The sequence below is a fragment of the Leucobacter fengyongliangi genome (genome assembly GCF_052386045.1).
Window position 1 is genome coordinate 1,597,763 of the sequence record NZ_CM126356.1, and the last position, 18,870, is coordinate 1,616,632.

The following is an 18,870-nucleotide window of genomic DNA, read 5'->3' on the forward strand; positions in this document are numbered from 1 at the left end:
GCTACTTGGGCCCGAGCTGATCGATGATCGTCTTCGCCACGTCTTGCATGGTGAGGCGACGATCCATTGAGGCCTTCTGGATCCAGCGGAACGCCTCGGGCTCGGTGAGGCCCATCTTGTCGTTCAAGATACCCTTCGCACGATCCACCAGCTTGCGCGTCTCGAAACGCTCTGCAAGATCGGCAACTTCACTCTCAAGCGCCACGATTTGCTGAAAGCGTGAGAGTGCAATCTCAATGGCTGGGATCAAGTCAGCCGGGGTAAACGGCTTTACTACGTAGGCCAAGGCACCGGCCTCTCCCGCACGCTCAACCAGCTCGCGCTGGCTGAAGGCGGTAAGGAGCACTACGGGGGCGATGTGATCTTTATTGATAATTTCGGCCGCCGAGATGCCGTCAAGCTTCGGCATCTTCACATCCATCACGACGAGGTCGGGGCGCAACTCCGTTACCAGACGCACCGCCTCTTCACCGTCACCCGCTTCTCCGACAACGTCAAAGCCATTGTCGCGAAGCGTTTCAACGATGTCGAGACGAATCAAGGATTCGTCTTCTGCGACGACGACACGACGTGCCGCGCCGGGGGAAGAAGTCTGCTCAGTCATTGTCTTAGTTTAACGGTGCCGGATGGGGGACTTGAACCCCCACGCCCGAAGGCAACGCATTTTGAGTGCGCCGCGTCTGCCAATTCCGCCAATCCGGCAAATGGGTAGCGGCTCGAAAGTCGCTTTCCACCTGTGCAACACTATCGCATCTAGAGCGGGATGCTTCCCCGTCCGATGACGTGTTTCCGCGGCCCGGCCTCGGGAAGTAGCCCCAAGGTCTCCCCCATCCGGTGAATCCTGAGCGTATTTGTGGATCCCACGGTTCCGGGAGGCGAACCTGCGATGATCAGTACCTTATCGCCGATCTCCACACGATCCGCGTCGAGCAGCACCTTATCGACCTGCTCGAACATCTCGTCGGTAGAGCCGACTCGCGGAACCTCATAGCTGCGCGCACCCCAGGTCAGCTCCATCCGTCGACGGATTGTTCGACTCGGCGTGAACCCGATGATCGGGATTGGCTTGCGGAGTCGAGACATCCGGCGCACCGTGTCGCCGGACTCCGTGAACACGCAAATGTACTTGGCCCCAATGAACTCCGCCACCTCCGCCGCCGCCAGCGTGAGCACACCCCCCTGGGTGCGCGGGCTGGTGCGCAACGGATCGATCCTGTCGAGGGCGTGATCTTCGGTCGCCTCGATGATGCGGGCCATGGTGGCAACGGCGGCCACGGGAAATGCCCCAACGCTTGTCTCACCTGAGAGCATCACCGCGTCGGCACCGTCGAGCACCGCGTTTGCGCAGTCGGACGCCTCCGCGCGAGTGGGCCTCGGGCTTTCGATCATCGACTCGAGCACCTGCGTGGCCACGATGACGGGCTTCGCCATGCGTCGCGCGACGGCGATCGCCTCGGTCTGCACAAGCGGAACCTGTTCGAGAGGCATCTCGACACCCAGGTCGCCACGTGCGACCATGATGCCGTCAAACGCATCGACGATAGCCTCAAGGTTCTCGACTGCCTGAGGCTTTTCGATTTTGGCGATGACGGGGAGTTTCACTCCCTCTTCTGCCATGATCGCGTGCACGCGAGTGATGTCGGCGGCATCGCGCACGAACGAGAGTGCAATGTAGTCGACACCTAGCTGCAAGGCCCACCGAAGGTCGGCCTCGTCTTTCTCCGACAACGCCGGCACGTTCACGGCCACACCGGGCAGGTTGATGCCCTTGTTGTTCGAGACCGCGCCCGGAATCTCAACCACAGTATGCACGGTGTCTTCGGTTACCCGTACCGCACGTAACCCCACCTTGCCATCATCGATCAGCAGTGGGTCGCCCACACGGACATCGCCGGGAAGGCCCTTATAGGTCGTGCCGCAGATTGTCTGGTCACCAACGACATCGCGAGTGGTGATGGCGAACTCGTCGCCCTCTGCGAGATCAAACGGTCCTGCCGCGAACGTGCCCAATCGAATCTTCGGGCCCTGCAGATCGGCGAGCACGGCAATGGGCCTGCCCACCTCGTTCTCCGCGCGGCGAATGTTACGGAAAATGCCCTCATGCACGTTGTGCGTGCCGTGAGACATGTTCAACCGTGCCACATTCACCCCGGCGCGAATGAGCTCGAGCGTGTGATCGTAACTCGAGACCGCTGGTCCCCAGGTTGCAACGATCTTTGCGTGGCGCATGGCCTGCCTTTCGTTCGATGGTGGACCCGGTTCGGGCTTGCCTATGTGGTCGAAGGTGCGACCCCTGCTGGTGGGGCCAGAGCCTTCGTGCGATCGGAGAGTACGTGGTAGTACTCGTCGGGATTCGCCGTCAATTCGTCAACCGCATCGGCCGGATTGCGGCGTCCGGGAAGATAGACACTCGCCTCGAGACCGACATGGCGACGGCGTTGGACAAAGATGATGACGACACCGAGGAGCGCCGCGAGGAGAGCTGCGAGGACATTGGTGCGCAGCCCCAAGATAATGAGGCTCGGATCCACGCGCATCGACTCGATGACGGCGCGACCAATGCCATACCAGATGAGGTACATGCCAAAGAATGTGCCCCAGCGCGGGCGAAGACGTCGCTCGATGAGCAACAGCACGATCACGCCGAGTATGTTCCATACGATCTCGTAGAGGAATGTGGGGTGAAAGAGTGTGCCTTCGGGCAGGCCAATCGGGAACGCCGAGTTGGTTGACTCGATCTGCAACCCCCACGGAAGCGTGGTGGGGCCGCCGAACAACTCGTGATTGAACCAGTTGCCCAAGCGACCCGCTGCCTGTGCAATCAACAGACCCGGCACGAGCGCGTCAGCAAACGACCAGAAGCGAATTCCAGTGATGCGTGAAGCGACCAGCACGCCGATTCCGCCGCCGATGAGTGCACCGAAGATCGCGATGCCGCCGTTCCAGAACGCGAAGATTTCGAGGAAGTTCTTTCCCTCGCCGAAGTAGTCTCCCCAGTGAGTGACCACGTGGTACAGGCGCGCGCCGAGGATGCCCAGCACTACCGACCACACGGTGAAATCAATGACGACGCCGCGCTCGCCACCCCGGCCCGTCAGCCTCCGGCCCGTCCAGATCGTCGCCAGCACAATTCCCGTGAGGATACACAGGGCGTAGAAGTAGACGCGCAGCGGACCGATCTGCAGAAACTGCACGTCGGGGCTCGGAATACTCATCGGAAAAATCATGTACCGCTCTTTCGCATCACGCTCTGCGCCATCGGGCGCGGGTCAACAAAATCCTACCGCGGGTATATCAGTGCCAGGTCAATGCTGGGCGGTGCCAGCTGCGATTTCGCGCACCACGCGGGAGAGTTGCTCGATGCCTCCGTCACGCAATGCCCGCACGAAGGCGGTGCCCACGATCGCACCATCTGCGTATTCGAGCGCCGCAGACACCTGCGCAGCCGTCGAGATGCCGATCCCGACACACGCCAGCTCGGCCCCGCTCTCGCGCAGTCTCGTAGTGAGATTCCGAGCTGCCTCGTCGAGTTGGGTGCGCTCTCCGGTGATGCCCATCGTAGAAACGGTGTAGACAAACCCAGTGGTGCTGCGGGAAACGAGCGCGAGACGATCATCGGAGGATGTCGGCGCGGCCAAGAACACGCGGTCAAGTCCGAGACGTTCACTCACGGAGATCCACTCGGCTGCAGAGTCGGGGGTGATATCTGGCGTGATGAGCCCAGCCCCCCCGGCGGCAGCGAGATCGCCTGCAAATCGTTCGAGACCGTACTGCAACACGGGGTTCCAGTAGGTCATCACGAGTACCGGCGTGTCGACCGCCTCTCGTACGCGACGCACTGCCTCAAAAACATCAGTGAGACGGAAGCCGGCTGCCAGCGCGGTCTGCGTGGCCTCCTGAATCACCACTCCGTCCATCACGGGGTCGGAGTACGGCAGCCCCAGTTCGATCACATCGGCCCCGGCCTTCGCCATCGCGATCGCCGCGGCGACACTGGTGTCGAGATCCGGGAAGCCAACGGGCAGGTACCCGACGAGCGCTCCGCGACGAGATTCCTTGGCCCGTCGGATGGCTGCGGAAACCTGTGACTCTTGATTCGCCATCAGTGCTCCTCTCCTGCACTCGCGGAGGCGCCTTCGAGTTCGGTTCCATCAAACAGCCCAAAGTACCGGCCCGCGGTCGCCATGTCTTTGTCACCGCGTCCCGAGAGATTCACGAGAATCACCGCGCCTTCGCCCAGCTGCTTTCCGAGTCGAAGTGCCCCGGCGAGCGCGTGCGCCGACTCGATCGCCGGAATGATGCCCTCGGTCTGGCTGAGTAGCCGCAGCGCCTGCATCGCCTCGTCGTCGGTGACCGATTCGTAGTTCGCCCGATCAATGCTGGCAAGCCACGCGTGCTCGGGACCAACTCCCGGGTAGTCGAGTCCAGCGGAGATTGAATACGATTCGCGGGTCTGCCCGTCTGCGTCTTGCAGCACGAACGTGCGGGAGCCGTGCAGCACCCCCTGCGACCCCTCGCCGATGGTAGCGCCGTGCTCTCCGGAACTGATTCCGTGCCCACCAGGCTCGTAGCCGTAGAGTGCAACTTCCGGATCGTCAAGGAACGCGTGGAAGATGCCGATCGCGTTCGAACCGCCACCGACACAGGCTGCCACTGCGGTGGGGAGTGCACCGGTCAGCTCGAGCATCTGTGCTCGTGCCTCTTCGCCAATGATTTTGTGGAAATCGCGCACCATGACCGGGAAGGGATGTGGCCCGGTAACTGTGCCCACCAGGTAGTGCGTCGTGTCGACGTTTGCAACCCAGTCGCGGAACGCCTCGTTGATCGCGTCTTTGAGGGTGCGCGACCCAGTCTTCACCGGTATCACCTCGGCGCCCAGCAAACGCATGCGCGCCACGTTCAGCGCTTGCCGCTCGGTATCGACCTCGCCCATGTAGATGGTGCAGTCCATCCCAAACAGTGCTGCGATCGTGGCTGTTGCCACTCCGTGCTGGCCGGCACCTGTCTCTGCGATGATCCGGGTCTTCCCGAGTCGCTTGACGAGCAGCCCTTGACCGAGCACATTGTTGATCTTGTGGGAACCGGTGTGGTTTAGGTCTTCCCGCTTCAGGATGATGCGCGCCCCACCCGCGTGCTCGGCGAACCGCATGACCTCCGTAAGGATCGAGGGCCGTCCGGTATAGCTTCGGTGCAATTCTGCAAGCTCGGCCGCAAAGCTGGGATCATTCTTTGCATCTTCGTATGCCTGCGTCAATTCGTCGAGCGCAGCAATCAACGACTCCGGCATGAACCGCCCACCGAAGTCGCCGAAGAACGGCCCTGACTGTGCGCGCAGTGGTCCGAGTTCGTTCTGATCTTGAGTCATGTCCTGAGTCATGGTGCCTCTTCCCAGATGTAAGGTTTTCAGACGCTGAGGTAACTCTGCAGCGTGGCGATGGGGTCGGAAGTGACCAGCGCCTCGCCGACAAGTACCGCGTCGGCCCCTGCCTCGCGATACCGGATCACATCGCTCACATCAAGCACTGCGGACTCGGCCACGCGAATCACTCCCGCAGGAATCTGATCAGCGACCCGGCCGAAGAGCTCCCGATCAAGTTCGAACGTGCTGAGGTTGCGCGCATTGACACCGATCAATTGCGAGCCAAGATCGACAGCCCGAGCAACCTCATCTGCGGAATGAGCTTCCACCAACGGTGTCATTCCCAGTTCGCGGATCAGTGCGTGAAGTCTGACGAGAACCGGTTGCGGCAAGGCGGCGACGATGAGGAGGACGAGATCGGCCCCAGCTGCACGGGCCTCAAGAATCTGATACTCGTCACCTATGAAATCCTTGCGTAACACGGGGATGCTCACAGCCTTGCGCACGGCTTCCAAGTCGGCGAGGGATCCCTTGAACTTGCGTTGCTCGGTGAGGACACTCACGACACTCGCGCCGCCGGCCTCGTACTGCGCGGCAAGGGCCTGTGGTTCTGGGATATCTGCGAGGTCGCCGCGCGAAGGGCTCGCCCGCTTCACCTCTGCGATCACACGAATGTGGTCGGTCGGCCGGAGGGCCTCGATCGCATCAAGGGCCTCGGGCCGAGCAATCGCGTCGGCCTCAACCTGAGCCAGTGGCCGCAGCTCTCGCCGAGCCCGCGCGTCTTCTAGTGAGCCCGCGAGAAGTTGCTCGAGCACGTTATTCGTGCGTCTTAGGCGTGAACTTCGGGCCCTTGACGCCGTACCCGGCCTTTGAGAGCACCCAGCCGAGCACTCCGCCCAATGCAACAACGCCGACGCTGATCCACACGAGAAGTGGCTGGTGCAGGAAGAACGCGACCGTGCCGAACGCGATACCGAGCAGCATGACGATCACCGCCGTCCACGCAGCTGGCGAATCGCCGTGTCCGGGGTCTCCGTGGTGGGTACTCATGAATCTCCTTGAAGCCTATGGTTCGTCTCAAGCCTACCGGTTGCTGGGCATTTCCTGCGAACCGAGTGGCAGTCTGTCGCGGGTCGGTGGTGACCAACCCTACTTTTTGGGGGACTCTGGCAATGAATCGATTTCGCTCGGGTCCTCACCGTCGCTCTGTCGCTCCCAGTCAGAGATACGGTCTGGCTCGGTCGCGACTCGCTCAGCCACATCCGCGTCACTTCTCGATTCGTACTTGCGGCCAGCCGTGCCCCACCTGCCACTCAGTATCACCACGAGCACACCAAATACGATCAGCGCACCGCCAGCAATCGCAGTCACGAGCGGCCACACCGAAAGCGCACTGGACTGGACGAGCGCTAGCTGGTCGGCGCCGGAGATTGCCGTTATTTCGGCAATCCGCCCCGCGGCGGCACCCACCGGATCCACGAGCACACCGACAGCAACGGCAATCGCCCCGGCTCCCAGCGCCGCGACGAGGATCCCCAGCACCCGACGAAAAATCTTTCCGGCGATCGTCAACGCGAGCGCAGCCGCGAGCGCGGCGATCGCGACCGGCGACAACGAAGCGTTGAGATCCTGACCGCTCACCTGCAGCGCGCCCGCTGCGGCAGCACCCTCGACGAGCACGATCGTTGCCCAGGGCTGCGTCGCTGCGACCAACGCGAGTCCGCCCGAGAGTGCAACTGCGCCGAGCAGGGGAAGCTTGCTACGCACGTGGCACATCCAAATGCCGGAGAGTGTTCGCGATGGCCACAGCTCGAAGAGGTGCCGCGGCCTTATTTCGCGACTCCTGGTCTTCGAGCGTCGGCACCGAATCGGCGACGATACCCCCGCCAGCCTGAACCATGGCAATCCCGTCGACAATCGTTGCGGTGCGAATCGCGATGGCAAGATCGGCGGCCCCGGCGAGTCCGAAGTATCCCACCACTCCCCCGTAGACGCCTCGCTGCACCGGCTCGAGCTCGTCGATGATCTGCAGCGCGCGTGGTTTCGGTGCTCCCGAGAGCGTGCCTGCGGGGAAGGTCGCTCGCAAGGCATCCACCGAATTCTGCCCCTCCCGCAACTGACCCTCGACGGTCGAGACGATGTGCATGATGTGGCTGAATCGCTCGATACGCATGAACTCGGTGACCTCGACGCTGTGAGGCTCGCAGACGCGCAGCAGGTCGTTGCGTGCGAGATCCACCAGCATGAGGTGCTCGGCTCGCTCTTTTTCGTCGGCGAGAAGATCTCGCTCGAATTGCTGATCTTCGTCAACCGATGCACCACGCGGTCGCGAGCCGGCAATCGGGTGAGTCATCACGTGACCGCTTTCTTGCACGGTCACCAGGGCCTCTGGGCTTGAACCCACCACCGCGAATGGTCTGCCCGTCGCGTCCTCCAGCTGCAGGAGGTACAGGTACGGGCTGGGGTTCAGATGCCGCAGCACCCGGTACACGTCAAGGGGATCTGCAGTGCACTCCTGATCGAAGCGCTGTGAGAGCACGACCTGAAAGATGTCTCCGTCTACGATGTATTGCTTCGAGCGGTCGACCCCCGCGAGGTAGTCTGTCTCGGCTGTCAACCGCACCGCGTTCGGCAGTGCGTCGCGGTCGAGCATGCCGAGCGGTGATGAGAGGGGCGCCGCAAGTGCCTCCTGCAGCGCGTCAAGCCGAGTCTGCGCGTCGTCCCACTGCGCCTGGCCGGAGATCGCCTCGGCATCGTTCAAGACGTTTGCGAGCAAGACGACGCTGCCCTCTCGGTGGTCAATCACCACCAGCTCCGAGACAAAGCTGAGGCTCTGAGTGGGCAAACCCGGGCCATCACTAGGCCCATGCTCGAGTCGCTCAAACTGCCGCACCGTGTCCCAGCCGAGGTACCCAACAAAGCCACTCGCGAGCGGCGGGAGGTGGGGGGTAGGCTCTTGCTCCCAGCGTTCGACCACGGCGCGCAGCGCTGCTGCCGGGGCGAGTGCGGCGATTCCACCCGACAACAGACGCTCTTCGGTCAGACCCTTGCCGGGCTCGGGGAGCCAGTGTGCGCGACCGTCCCGCTCGCTCAGTACGCCGAAGCTCCCGGCTCCAACGAAGCTGAACCGGGTCCACACCCCACCCTGCTCGGCGGACTCAAGGAGGAACGTGCCCGTACGAGAACCAGCGACCTTGCGGTAGATACTGACCGGTGTGTCGGCATCGGCGAAGATTTCGCGGCAGACGGGAATGACTGAATGGGTGGCGCGGGCCGCATCGAAGTCGGCGCGTGACGTGGTGAGACTCACTTTTCCAGCCTATCGCGCTGTGTGCGCATCACTTTTTGTCTGTCGGGTCGCCCGGGTGAGCTGGAAGCCCGCGACCCTCGAAGCATGTGCGCGTGCCGGTGTGGCAGGCCGCACCGAGTTGCACCACACGCACGAGCAGAGTGTCGGCATCACAGTCCATGGCGACCGTACGCACGTACTGTCGGTGCCCCGAGGTGTCTCCCTTGCGCCAGTATTCCTGGCGCGATCGCGACCAGAACGTCACCCGGCCGGTGGTCAACGTGCGACGCACTGCCTCGCGATCCATCCAGGCGAGCATGAGCACCTCATGAGTTTCGTCGTCTTGAATGATCGCGGGCATTAACCCGTCCTGGCCAAACACCAGGGCATCGAGCGATTCTGTGACTTCAATTTCCGCCACGTTTGCCCGATCCGCCGCGCTCATGCGACACCCTCGGTGAGGCGCACTTCATACCCCGCATCGGCGATCGCACGTTTAACTTGACCCACAGTGAAGGTTCCGTCGTGAAACACCGATGCGGCGAGCACCGCGTCGGCACCCGCTGCGATCGCCGGGGCGAAGTGTTCGAGTTTGCCCGCACCGCCGGAGGCAATCACCGGCACCGAGCAGAGCGCGCGCACCTGGGCGGTGAGTTCGAGATCAAAGCCAGCAAGCGTACCGTCGGCATCCATCGAGTTCACCAGGAGTTCTCCGGCCCCGCGCCGCACCGCCTCGACGCACCATTCCAGGGCATCAAGGTCGGTCTCGTTGCGCCCACCGTGTGTGGTCACCACAAACCCGCTCGGCTGCCGCGTGCTGCGCCTGACGTCGAGTGAAAGCACGAGCACCTGAGATCCGAAACGATCGGCGATCTCATCGACGAGGCCCGGCCGCGCGATGGCCGCACTGTTGACGCCCACCTTGTCTGCCCCCACACCGAGGAGCCTCGCCACGTCGTCGCTGGTGCGCACGCCTCCACCGACCGTCAGTGGGATGAACACCTGTTCTGCCGTGCGACGCACAACGTCATACGTGGTGCTGCGATCGTCCACGGTCGCAGTGACATCGAGGAACGTGAGTTCGTCGGCGCCCTGCTCAGCGTATTTCGCAGCGAGCTCGACGGGGTCACCCGCATCCCGGAGGTTCAAGAAGTTCACGCCCTTGACGACCCGGCCAGCTGCCACATCCAGGCACGGGATCACGCGCACGGCGACCGACATCACAGCCTCGCAGCGTGGATCGCGGTCACGAGGATCGCGCGCGCACCGAGGTCGGCAAGTTTATCCATCACCTCGTTGGCCTCTTCTGCGAGCACCATGACCCGCACAGCAACCCAGCCGTCCTCACGCAGCGGCGAGACCGTGGGTGACTCGATTCCGCCCGCGATACTGACCGCGGCTTCAAGCTTCGACTCCTCGAGGTCGTAGTCAACGAGCACAAATTTACGGGCCACCAGCACACCTCGGAGTCGGCGCAACAGGCGATCGATACCGTCTTGGCTGCTCGGCCCTCCGATGAGCACCGCAGTTGACTCGAGAATCACCGGACCAAAGATGACGAGGCCCGCCGCCTGCAGCGTCGCGCCAGTCGACACCACGTCGGCCACCGCATCGGCGACGCCGAGCTGGACTGCCGATTCAACGGCACCGTCAAGTTTGACCGTCACGGCCTCGACACCGCGCTCGCGGAGGAAATCGTCAACGAGCTTTGGGTAGCTGGTCGCGACCCGCATCCCGGCGAGCTGCGCAATCTCAGTGATGCCCGAGCCCTTGGGAGCGGCGAACCGGAAGGTGGAGTCGCCGAAGTCGAGGTGAGCGATCTCGCGCGCCGCGGACCCGGAGTCAAGCAATAGGTCGCGTCCGGTAATGCCCACGTCAAGCGCCCCCGAGCCCACGTAGGTCGCGATATCTCGCGGGCGAAGGTAGAAAAACTCGATCTCGTTCCGACTATCCGTGTGCACAAGCTTGCGGCTGTCGCGACGGCCGCTGTATCCGGCCTCGCCGAGCATCTCGGCCGCTATCTCAGACAGCGAGCCTTTATTGGGAACCGCAACGCGGAGCATGGGGGTGTCCTTCCGTGGTGGCAGAGAATGGTGACGCGCGCTGACGCTAGAGATGGCGGTACACGTCTTGCAGGGAGAGCCCCTTCGCAAGCATCAGTACCTGCAGGTGGTACAGCAGCTGGCTGATCTCTTCGGCGCAGGCCTCGTCACTCTCGTATTCGGCGGCCATCCATACCTCGGCAGCCTCCTCAACGATCTTCTTTCCGATGCTGTGAACACCTGCATCAAGCCGCGCGACGGTGTCGCTGCCTTCGGGCCGGGTCTTGGCCTTCTCACTAATTTCGGCGAATAGCGCCTCGAACGACTTCACTTCTTCAGGGTACCGTTTCTTCTGTGTGGGTGGAGCGAGTAGCCAGTGCACTGGTTCAGTGGCGGTGAGTGGCCGCTGCGGCTCGCAACTCGGCGATCCGGTCTTCGGGCACGCCGCCAAAGACCGCAGAACCCGCGACGAACGTGTCGGCCCCTGCCTCGGTCGCCATGCCGATCGTATCGACCGTGATTCCCCCGTCGACCTGCAGCCACAGATCCAGGCCCAGCCGCGCCTTCGCGTCTGCGAAGCGGCGCAGCTTCGGCATCATCTCAGCCATGAATTTCTGGCCGCCAAATCCAGGCTCAACCGTCATCACGAGCACTTGGTCGAATTCGGGCAACAACTCGAGGTACGGTTCAGGATCGGTCCCCGGCTTCAGCGCGATGCCTGCACGCGATCCGATGTCACGGATACGCCGCGCAAGCGAAACAGGATCTGCGGCGGCTTCGGCATGGAAGGTCACCGAGTAGGCGCCCATCTCGGCGTACCCCGGCGCCCATCGATCAGCGTCGGTAATCATGAGGTGCACGTCAAGCGGTATCGGCGAGACCGCCTGGATTCGCTCGACAATCGGTGGTCCCATCGTGAGATTGGGCACGAAATGATTGTCCATCACGTCAACATGCACGAGGTCGGCTGTTGTGATGCGCTCAAGCTCATGCTGCAGGTTCACGAAATCGGCGGAAAGAATGCTCGGGTTAATGCGGTGCACGGTCACCGTTCAAGTGTACGGCTTTGCTCAGATTGTGGATCACCCAGAGCCGGCGCATCCGCACCTTGAGTGGTCGCTGCGGCCGGGGTACTTGGCTCGGACGCGCCGACATCGGGGGCAGCCTCCGCGTAGCTAAAGCTCAACGTGCGGAAGGTGCGCGTGAAGAATGCCGCCGCACCGAGCACGACCATCGCAACTCCCGACCAGAAGAAGACGAGCGCAATGCCTCGGCTCTCGCCCTCCCCGAGCAGCAGCCCCCAGCGCTCCTGCCCGGCAGCGGTTTCCATGTAGGGCACGATGAAGAACTCGGCGACCGGTGCGATCATCAGCGCGGTGATCGGCGACGCCGCCGCCTCAAAGGTCATCGCAAGCCCAAACACCCGGCCCTGCTTCTCATAGGGCACGACACGCTGGATCACGGTCTGCTCGGCGGCTTCAATCGCCGGCATTGCGACCATGAACAACCAGATGCCAACGATGAAGAGCCATGGCCACTCGCGCAGGGTAAAGGTTGCACCGAGCACTCCGATAAGTATCACCAAGATCAGCATGGTGCGGATCGGGTTCGTTCCAAGCCCGAATCGTGCGACGAGGGCACCTCCGACGATGAACCCGGTGCCCGCTACGCCAAACACGACACCCCAGATCTCAACCGGAAACATGTTGAGTCCGTAGGGGTCGAGCAGCGCCATATAGACACCACTCGCAAGGTTATTGAGCGTCGTGAAGAGGATCAGCCCAATGAGCCCCGGCACGAGGAGGATCGCCGTCATCCCGCCCCTGAAGTCCACCGCGCTGCGGTTGGGATCGTGCGCGATCTCTGGTTCGGGTATTCGGAGCATATGGAGGTGCACAATGGGTGCAGCGGTCAAGACGAGCGCGACAATCATGGTCGTCGGCATGCCCAGAAGGCCCACCGAGAGTCCGCTGAACACGCTGGTGACAATGAAGGCGAGCCCCTGCACCGTTCCCACGAGCCCGTTCGCATTGGCATGTCGGTCGTCGGGTACGAGCAGTGTGACCGTGGTCGCAAGCGCCAAGTTTCGGAGCAATTCGACCACGCACCCGGCGAGGAGGATCACGGTGAACACCCAAAACCACGGGCCGTCGATCCGCAGCAGTGTCTCGTGCGGGATCAGGAAAAAGATCGCCGTTCCGACCGAAAACGCCGCGAGCGTGATCCACGCCGACAGCAGCATGACACGGAGCTTGCGGAGCCGATCCACCAGCGACCCGAACCACATTGAGCACACGGCGAGCAGGATCATGTAGGCACCACCGAGTACCCCCGTGGCCAGGATGCTGCGAGTCTCGAGATAGACCCAGAACACGAGCGAGAACCACAGGAAGTTAGTGGTGAGGTTCGCCACGGCCGTGTTTGCGAGCACCTGAAAAAAGGTACGCATTCCCCCGGGAGGGGGCGTGTGCTGACTCATACGTTAAGAGTAAGGTGAATCTCGCAGATCGGGCAGGGTCAGTGAACCTGAACAGGTCACAAAAAACTCACCACGCTGGGGCACATCCGCGCCCCGATCGCTAGCTGGCGATTTCCTGGTAGGCGAACTGCAAAACAGACTCATCCACCCCGGCGAGCACTCGCGGTTTTGCTATATCGTCGAGCACTATGAACCGCAGCATGCCGGCCCGCGCCTTCTTATCCCGCTGCATCGTCGCCAGGAGGCCGTGCCAGCGATCAGCGGGATAGCTCAGTGGAAGACCGAGCGTCCCGAGCACCGAGCGGTGGCGTGCGACCACCGCGTCTGACAGCGAGCCAGCCATTCGGCCGAGCTCTGCCGCGTAGACCATCCCGATCGAGATCGCGACTCCGTGGCGCCACTGATAACGCTCGGCGTGCTCAATCGCGTGGCCGAGAGTGTGGCCGTAGTTAAGGATCTCGCGCAGTCCTCCCTCGCGGAAGTCATCCGACACGACCCGCGCCTTGACCCCAATCGAGAGCTCGACGAGTCGGCGAAACTCGTCTGAACCGGGATCGGTCGCGCGCTCCACGTCGCGCTCGATCGTGTCGAGAATCTCGGGTTCTGCAATGAATCCATACTTCGCCACCTCCGCGAAGCCGGCGAGAATCTCGTTCTTGGGGAGCGTCTGCAGCAGGTCAAGGTCGCAGATCACCGCATGTGGTGCATAGAACGCGCCCACCAGGTTCTTCCCCTCGGTGGTGTTAATTCCGGTCTTGCCGCCAACGGCAGCATCCACCATGCCGAGCACCGTCGTGGGAATCTGCACGAGCCGCACGCCGCGCAGCCACGTTGCCGCCACGAATCCCGCGAGATCCGTCACCGCGCCACCGCCGAGGCCGATCACCGCATCGCTGCGCGTGAAGTCCGCCTGGCCGAGAATCTGCCAGCAAAATGCCGCAACCTCCACGCGCTTTGCCGATTCCGCGTCGGGCACCTCCGCGAGCAGCACCTGGCCGAACTGCTTCTGCAGCTCAATTCGCAGCTCATCTGCGAGCTTTCCCACCGTGGGAGTGTGCACGATCAGCACCTTATTGACGCGTTCACCCAGCGCCTCAGCGACCCGGTCGGTAAGGCCGCGGCCCACGGTGATGGTGTAGCTGCCCTCACCCGTGACCGAGATCTGGGTGGGGCCGTCGGTGGTGATATCGGTCATGGCGTGCGCGGCTCGTCTTTCGTCGGTGTCGAGTTGGGGGTCTGCGTCGTGTCGGTGCTTTGTGCATCGGGGGCGATGCCGGTTGCTGGTGCCTGGTTCCGTTGCGCGAGAGGCTCACCGTACTTGCCACGCCCCTGAGCCCTGGCCCACTGCACGACCCGGCGCGAAAGTTGTTCCTTCGTCGCACGGTCGGTACGGAAGGTCACGTCGGCCACCTCGGCATAGAACGGCCGACGCGCGTCGAGGATGCGCCCCCAGGCCCCGGGGTCGTCGCGCAGCAGGGGCCGCTTGTCGAGGTTCGCAGTGCGCAACACCGATGCCTGCGTGGTCATCAGAAGCACGACCGGATACTCCTTGAGAAGTTGCCGGGTGCGCTCGGTAATCACAGCACCGCCCCCGAGCGCGACGATGCGTGCACCCGGTTCGGCGAGTTCCCTCGCGATGATGTCGGCCTCGATCTCGCGAAAAGCAGACTCGCCGTGCTCAGCAAAAAAGTCCGTGATCGCGCCGTGACTGCGTGTGAATACGACATCGGTGTCGATGAACGGGATGCCGAGATCCTTCGCGACGCGCCTGCCGAGGCTCGTCTTCCCTGCGGCCATCGGCCCGACAAACACGATTGCTCGCTCGGGCAGGCGATTCTTACGTCTTCGCCGAGAGACCCTCCGCTTCGCGGGCGGGCGTTCCGCGACGATATTGATCGGCTGCGTAAGCGGCTGCTTCGGTGGCGTCGGCACCGGTCGCTGACCCGCTTCGTCGCTCACGATTCGATGCTGGTTGCGAGCTTCTCCGGAATCGCGGCAAGATAGCTCTTCATGTTGCGCGCCGTCTCCGCCACACTGTCGCCACCGAACTTCTCGGTAACCGCGTCTGCGAGAACGAGCGCGACCATGGCTTCTGCGACGACCCCGGCGGCAGGTACCGCAGACACATCGCTGCGCTGGTGATGCGCCTTCGCCTCCTCGCCGGTCAACACGTCGATGGTTGGCAACGCGTTGGGCACCGTCGCGATTGGTTTCATTCCGGCCCGAACACGCAGCACCTGCCCGGTGGTCATGCCACCCTCGATGCCGCCAGCCCGATCGGTGTCGCGCACGATGTCACCGTGGCGCACGTGCAATTCGTCGTGCGCGGCGGATCCCCGACGCCTAGTGGTCTCGAAGCCGTCGCCAACTTCGACGGCTTTGATCGCCTGAATCCCCATGAGCGCCCCCGCGAGTCGCGAGTCGAGCCGCCGGTCCCAGTGCACGTAGGAACCGAGTCCGGGCGGCAGGCCGTAGGCGAGCACCTCGACGATTCCACCGATCGTGTCGCCAGATTTCTTGGTGTCATCGACCTCGGTCACCATACGCTCGCTGGTGGCCGGGTCAAAGCACCGCAGCGGATCGGCATCAAGCACTGCCACGTCCTCGGGCCGGGGCAGCGGCGAGCCTGCGGGCACCTCGATCGGGCCCACCGCGAGCGTGTGACTCACCAGACGAATACCGAGCTCGGCAAGAAACGCGCGAGCAACCGCTCCGAGCGCGACCCGTGCCGCGGTTTCGCGGGCACTTGCCCGCTCCAGCACGGGTCGAGCCTCGTCGAAGCCATATTTCTGCATCCCAGTGAGGTCAGCATGGCCGGGTCGTGGGCGAGTGAGCGCGGCACCTCGGCCACGCGACTTCTCGGACAGCTCGGTCGGTTCAGCGCTCATCACCTCAACCCACTTAGGCCATTCGGTATTGCCAATGCGAATCGCGATCGGCCCACCGATGGTGCGCCCCTGCACGACGCCGCCGGAGAAGTTCAGCTCGTCCTGTTCGAACTTCATGCGTGATCCGCGGCCGTATCCCAGCTTTCGGCGCGCCAGGTCTTCGCGCACCAGGGCAAGCGAAATGGGTACCCCTGCGGGCATGCCTTCGAGGACAGCAATGAGTTCTGGGCCGTGAGATTCTCCGGCCGTGAGCCAACGCAACATAGGCACTATCCTCCCACACCGGCGTCGCGCATCGTGGCGAAGAGGCGCGCCTCGTCGGTGAGGGAGAAGGCCGGGTCACCCCCCACGAAGATTCGTACCTGTGCCAGTGCCTGTTCTACCAGCATGTCGATGCCGGCGTGGGCTTCTCCGCCAGCAGCTTTCCATCGTTCAGCCAACGGTGAGGGCCAGGGATCGTAGGCGACATCGAAGAGCGGAATAGTACTGATGCCCGCGGGGAGCGCGATCCGTTCACCCGCGTCGCCAGGAAGCGTCGAGATGACTGCCGTCGCCTCGGCAACCTCGGCACGGACGCTCTCCCCTGATTCGGGGTCGGCCCAGCCGTAGCCGAGGACCCGAAACGAACCCCGATCTCCGGCGGAGTCGGCGCGCGACTCATCGAATCGCTCGGCAAGAGCCATCGCGGCCTGTGGCCTGCGAGCGAGCACCGTGACTCGCTCGGCACCGAGTTGCCTGGCTGCGAGAACCGCTGACACTGCGGTGGCCCCCGCTCCCAAGATGAGCGTGCGACTGAGCCGCATGCCGCTCGTGCGCAAGGCAGCGGCGAGGCCTGCCACGTCGGTATTGAAGCCGGCCCAGGAGGGCTCGTCTCCGCCGCCCACCAGACGGAACAGTGTGTTCACCACGCCGCTCTCACGTGCCACTGGGTCGAGCACTGTGCTCAGTCGGTGCGCCTCAGTCTTCAGCGGCATCGTCACCGAGAAGCCTCGCCATTCTTCACCCCGCGTGGCAAGAAATCGCTCGAGGCCGGCCTCGCCGATCCGCACCGCCGTGTAGTGCCAGGGCAGCCCGAGCTGGGTGTACGCCGCACGATGGATGCGAGGCGAGCGTGAATGCGCGATGGGGTGACCGAGCACTGCCAATCGGGCCGGCTGGCCGCTAGTCTCCAGAGATGCGGGCACGGTTAGCACCCGCGCCCCGGGTTTGTAATGCACCATTCATTGAGCTCGGCCACCACCTGGTTGTGTTCCTCAATGGTGGTCGAGAACTTCGATTCGCGAGTATCGAGGTTGACCGCGGCGAAGTAGAGCCAATCCCCCGGTTCTGGGTTCAGCGTCGCCTCAATTGCGGCACGCCCAGGGTTCGCGATCGGGCCCACCGGGAGACCCGGGTTCACATACGTGTTCCAGGGGTTGGCGTCGGCGAGCGCCTCGTTCGACGACCACACGGTGCCTTCTTCGTGCTGCTGAAACCCGTACTGCGCCGTGGAATCCATCTGCAGCAACATAGCCGCATCAAGTCGATTCTGAATCACCCGCGAGACCTTGCCGAAATCCTCTGCTCGGCCGGCTTCCTTCTCGACGATAGAGGCGGTCGTGAGCACACGTTCACGATCTTCGACTGCCACGCCCAGTTCGTCGAGAAGTGCGACCTGATAGCCAACGAGTTTTGCGATCGCGTCGACGGCGCTGGTCTCGGCCTCGAACTCGTAGGTCGCGGGATACAACCATCCCTCGAGCGACGTTGCGTTCGCCGGCAACCCGAACTGCGCGGGGTTCGCCGCCGCAGCCTGCAGCTCTTCAAGTGGGATCTGAGCACCTGCGGAGACGATCTCGAGGGCCTGCGCGACGGTGCGCCCCTCGGGGATCACCGCGGTGAATTCGATGCGATTCGCAGGGTCTTGCAGCGCAGCGAGCGCGGCCGCGGAGCTCATCTCGAGTCGCAACTGGTACAGCCCCGGCATGAATTCGACCGCGGGCTCCTGCGCGAGCAGCAGCTCGTAGAACGCCTGCTTGGTCTTCACGACTCCGGCCTCAGCGAGAGCTTCGGCGATGTCTTCGCCGATCTCACCGGCCGTGATGGTGATCGTGGCCTCGCCCTGGCCCTCGCCCTCGTAGTCATTGGTGGTCCAGCCAAGTGCCTGCGAAACACGCTCGCCGTAGGTGCCCCACAGCGAGGCACCCGCCACTGCCAGGCCCCCGAGCAGTACCGCCAGAACAATGATGGCGATCAGGAGTCGTTTGCCGGCCCGTCTTGCGCTCATCCGTGCACTCCCCCGTCGCCCGTCTGCTCTTCCGTGTGTTCAGTAGTTCCCGAGCCAGGTTCTATCGTCGATCCTGGCGCGCGCCCCTGCGTTCGTTCGCTATCAAGCGCATGCTGCAGAATCACGACCGCGGCCGCTTGGTCAATGATCTGGCGACTCTGCTTGGTGGTGCGGCCAACCTGCCGCAGCAGCCCCTGCGCCGAAACAGTCGAGAGACGCTCATCGACAAGCCGCACCGTCACGGGCGCGTCGCGGCCAGACGTGTGCAACGCTGTCGCCACTTGGGTCGCGAAGCGCACCGCGTCCTCTGTCGATGGTGTGCGCTCCCCCCGCATATTGAGGGGGAGCCCAAACACCAGCTCCGCCGCGTCGTACTCGGTGGCAAGCTCCAGGATCCGCGCAATATCGCTGGTCGCGGCCTCGTCGCGCGGCACCGTTTCCAGCGGGGTAGCCAGCATGCCATGCACATCGCAGCGCGCGACACCGATGCGCGCCTTTCCCACATCGATACCAAGCCTCACTCCGGTGCGCACGCGTCCGATCCCGG

The 18,870-nt window shown here is 63.4% G+C and carries 21 protein-coding genes and 1 tRNA gene; all 22 read right to left on the minus strand.

The window, feature by feature from the left end; all coding sequences use genetic code 11:
• Position 1: 1 nt before the first annotated feature.
• The gene (locus ACTNFK_RS07675) at positions 2-604 is read right to left on the minus strand and encodes an ANTAR domain-containing response regulator (RefSeq protein WP_433646542.1); all 603 of its coding nucleotides are present in this window, start codon (positions 602-604) and stop codon (positions 2-4) included.
• A gap of 16 nt (positions 605-620) precedes the next feature.
• Positions 621-702: transfer RNA gene (locus ACTNFK_RS07680), tRNA-Leu, on the minus strand.
• A 51-nt stretch (positions 703-753) separates the two neighbouring features.
• Positions 754-2,229 (minus strand): pyruvate kinase, encoded by a 1,476-nt coding sequence (gene pyk, locus ACTNFK_RS07685; protein WP_433646543.1) that lies wholly within the window; start codon positions 2,227-2,229, stop codon positions 754-756.
• Between the two features lie 41 nt (positions 2,230-2,270).
• Entirely contained in the window at positions 2,271-3,227 is a 957-nt protein-coding gene (gene lgt / locus ACTNFK_RS07690; protein WP_435936671.1) for a prolipoprotein diacylglyceryl transferase, read from the minus strand.
• A gap of 78 nt (positions 3,228-3,305) precedes the next feature.
• The gene (gene trpA, locus ACTNFK_RS07695; RefSeq protein WP_435936672.1) at positions 3,306-4,103 is read right to left on the minus strand and encodes a tryptophan synthase subunit alpha; all 798 of its coding nucleotides are present in this window, start codon (positions 4,101-4,103) and stop codon (positions 3,306-3,308) included.
• The gene (trpB, locus tag ACTNFK_RS07700; protein ID WP_435936673.1) at positions 4,103-5,365 is read right to left on the minus strand and encodes a tryptophan synthase subunit beta; all 1,263 of its coding nucleotides are present in this window, start codon (positions 5,363-5,365) and stop codon (positions 4,103-4,105) included. Before trpB ends, trpA begins: the two co-directional genes overlap by 1 nt.
• A 38-nt stretch (positions 5,366-5,403) precedes the next feature.
• Positions 5,404-6,174, minus strand: coding sequence for an indole-3-glycerol phosphate synthase TrpC (gene trpC / locus ACTNFK_RS07705; protein WP_433646547.1), 771 nt, complete (start codon positions 6,172-6,174; stop codon positions 5,404-5,406).
• A gap of 1 nt (position 6,175) precedes the next feature.
• Complete coding sequence (locus ACTNFK_RS07710; RefSeq protein ID WP_433646548.1) at positions 6,176-6,409, minus strand: HGxxPAAW family protein; 234 nt, start codon at positions 6,407-6,409, stop codon at positions 6,176-6,178.
• A 99-nt stretch (positions 6,410-6,508) separates the two neighbouring features.
• Positions 6,509-7,126, minus strand: coding sequence for a Trp biosynthesis-associated membrane protein (locus ACTNFK_RS07715; protein ID WP_435936674.1), 618 nt, complete (start codon positions 7,124-7,126; stop codon positions 6,509-6,511).
• The gene (locus tag ACTNFK_RS07720; protein ID WP_435936675.1) at positions 7,119-8,669 is read right to left on the minus strand and encodes an anthranilate synthase component I; all 1,551 of its coding nucleotides are present in this window, start codon (positions 8,667-8,669) and stop codon (positions 7,119-7,121) included. Before ACTNFK_RS07720 ends, ACTNFK_RS07715 begins: the two co-directional genes overlap by 8 nt.
• 28 nt (positions 8,670-8,697) lie before the next feature.
• The gene (gene hisI, locus ACTNFK_RS07725; protein ID WP_433646551.1) at positions 8,698-9,093 is read right to left on the minus strand and encodes a phosphoribosyl-AMP cyclohydrolase; all 396 of its coding nucleotides are present in this window, start codon (positions 9,091-9,093) and stop codon (positions 8,698-8,700) included.
• A complete protein-coding gene (gene hisF, locus ACTNFK_RS07730; protein ID WP_435936676.1) occupies positions 9,090-9,869 on the minus strand; it encodes an imidazole glycerol phosphate synthase subunit HisF in 780 nt (259 codons plus the stop codon). Before hisF ends, hisI begins: the two co-directional genes overlap by 4 nt.
• Positions 9,869-10,711, minus strand: coding sequence for an ATP phosphoribosyltransferase (gene hisG / locus ACTNFK_RS07735; protein WP_435936677.1), 843 nt, complete (start codon positions 10,709-10,711; stop codon positions 9,869-9,871). The genes hisF and hisG overlap by 1 nt, the downstream gene beginning before the upstream one ends.
• 46 nt (positions 10,712-10,757) lie before the next feature.
• Positions 10,758-11,021: a phosphoribosyl-ATP diphosphatase gene (locus tag ACTNFK_RS07740; RefSeq protein WP_435936678.1), complete on the minus strand. Its 264-nt coding sequence runs from the start codon at positions 11,019-11,021 to the stop codon at positions 10,758-10,760.
• Positions 11,022-11,076: 55 nt separating this feature from the next.
• A complete protein-coding gene (gene rpe / locus ACTNFK_RS07745; protein WP_435936679.1) occupies positions 11,077-11,739 on the minus strand; it encodes a ribulose-phosphate 3-epimerase in 663 nt (220 codons plus the stop codon).
• The gene (locus ACTNFK_RS07750) at positions 11,736-13,169 is read right to left on the minus strand and encodes an MFS transporter (RefSeq protein WP_435936680.1); all 1,434 of its coding nucleotides are present in this window, start codon (positions 13,167-13,169) and stop codon (positions 11,736-11,738) included. The genes rpe and ACTNFK_RS07750 overlap by 4 nt, the downstream gene beginning before the upstream one ends.
• Positions 13,170-13,269: 100 nt before the next feature.
• Positions 13,270-14,364 carry a 3-dehydroquinate synthase gene (gene aroB / locus ACTNFK_RS07755; protein ID WP_435936681.1) on the minus strand — a complete coding sequence of 365 codons (1,095 nt, stop codon included), beginning with the start codon at positions 14,362-14,364 and terminating at the stop codon, positions 13,270-13,272.
• Positions 14,361-15,128 (minus strand): shikimate kinase, encoded by a 768-nt coding sequence (locus ACTNFK_RS07760; protein ID WP_435936682.1) that lies wholly within the window; start codon positions 15,126-15,128, stop codon positions 14,361-14,363. Before ACTNFK_RS07760 ends, aroB begins: the two co-directional genes overlap by 4 nt.
• Complete coding sequence (gene aroC / locus ACTNFK_RS07765; RefSeq protein ID WP_435936683.1) at positions 15,125-16,321, minus strand: chorismate synthase; 1,197 nt, start codon at positions 16,319-16,321, stop codon at positions 15,125-15,127. The genes ACTNFK_RS07760 and aroC overlap by 4 nt, the downstream gene beginning before the upstream one ends.
• A 5-nt stretch (positions 16,322-16,326) precedes the next feature.
• Complete coding sequence (locus tag ACTNFK_RS07770; RefSeq protein WP_435936684.1) at positions 16,327-17,241, minus strand: shikimate dehydrogenase family protein; 915 nt, start codon at positions 17,239-17,241, stop codon at positions 16,327-16,329.
• A gap of 2 nt (positions 17,242-17,243) precedes the next feature.
• A complete protein-coding gene (gene mltG / locus ACTNFK_RS07775; RefSeq protein ID WP_435936685.1) occupies positions 17,244-18,323 on the minus strand; it encodes an endolytic transglycosylase MltG in 1,080 nt (359 codons plus the stop codon).
• The gene (ruvX, locus tag ACTNFK_RS07780) at positions 18,320-18,856 is read right to left on the minus strand and encodes a Holliday junction resolvase RuvX (protein WP_435936686.1); all 537 of its coding nucleotides are present in this window, start codon (positions 18,854-18,856) and stop codon (positions 18,320-18,322) included. Before ruvX ends, mltG begins: the two co-directional genes overlap by 4 nt.
• Between the last annotated feature and the right edge of the window lie 14 nt (positions 18,857-18,870).

Bases quoted from the DNA above. Each gene is read 5' to 3' on its own strand.
- ACTNFK_RS07675 (WP_433646542.1), bottom strand. From the start codon at position 604: ATGACTGAGCAGACTTCTTCCCCCGGCGCGGCACGTCGTGTCGTCGTC.
- pyk (WP_433646543.1), bottom strand. From the start codon at position 2,229: ATGCGCCACGCAAAGATCGTTGCAACCTGGGGACCAGCGGTCTCGAGT.
- lgt (WP_435936671.1), bottom strand. From the start codon at position 3,227: ATGATTTTTCCGATGAGTATTCCGAGCCCCGACGTGCAGTTTCTGCAG.
- trpA (WP_435936672.1), bottom strand. From the start codon at position 4,103: ATGGCGAATCAAGAGTCACAGGTTTCCGCAGCCATCCGACGGGCCAAG.
- trpB (WP_435936673.1), bottom strand. From the start codon at position 5,365: ATGACTCAAGATCAGAACGAACTCGGACCACTGCGCGCACAGTCAGGG.
- ACTNFK_RS07710 (WP_433646548.1), bottom strand. From the start codon at position 6,409: ATGAGTACCCACCACGGAGACCCCGGACACGGCGATTCGCCAGCTGCG.
- hisI (WP_433646551.1), bottom strand. From the start codon at position 9,093: ATGAGCGCGGCGGATCGGGCAAACGTGGCGGAAATTGAAGTCACAGAA.
- hisF (WP_435936676.1), bottom strand. From the start codon at position 9,869: ATGTCGGTCGCCGTGCGCGTGATCCCGTGCCTGGATGTGGCAGCTGGC.
- hisG (WP_435936677.1), bottom strand. From the start codon at position 10,711: ATGCTCCGCGTTGCGGTTCCCAATAAAGGCTCGCTGTCTGAGATAGCG.
- ACTNFK_RS07750 (WP_435936680.1), bottom strand. From the start codon at position 13,169: ATGAGTCAGCACACGCCCCCTCCCGGGGGAATGCGTACCTTTTTTCAG.
- aroB (WP_435936681.1), bottom strand. From the start codon at position 14,364: ATGACCGATATCACCACCGACGGCCCCACCCAGATCTCGGTCACGGGT.
- aroC (WP_435936683.1), bottom strand. From the start codon at position 16,321: ATGTTGCGTTGGCTCACGGCCGGAGAATCTCACGGCCCAGAACTCATT.
- mltG (WP_435936685.1), bottom strand. From the start codon at position 18,323: ATGAGCGCAAGACGGGCCGGCAAACGACTCCTGATCGCCATCATTGTT.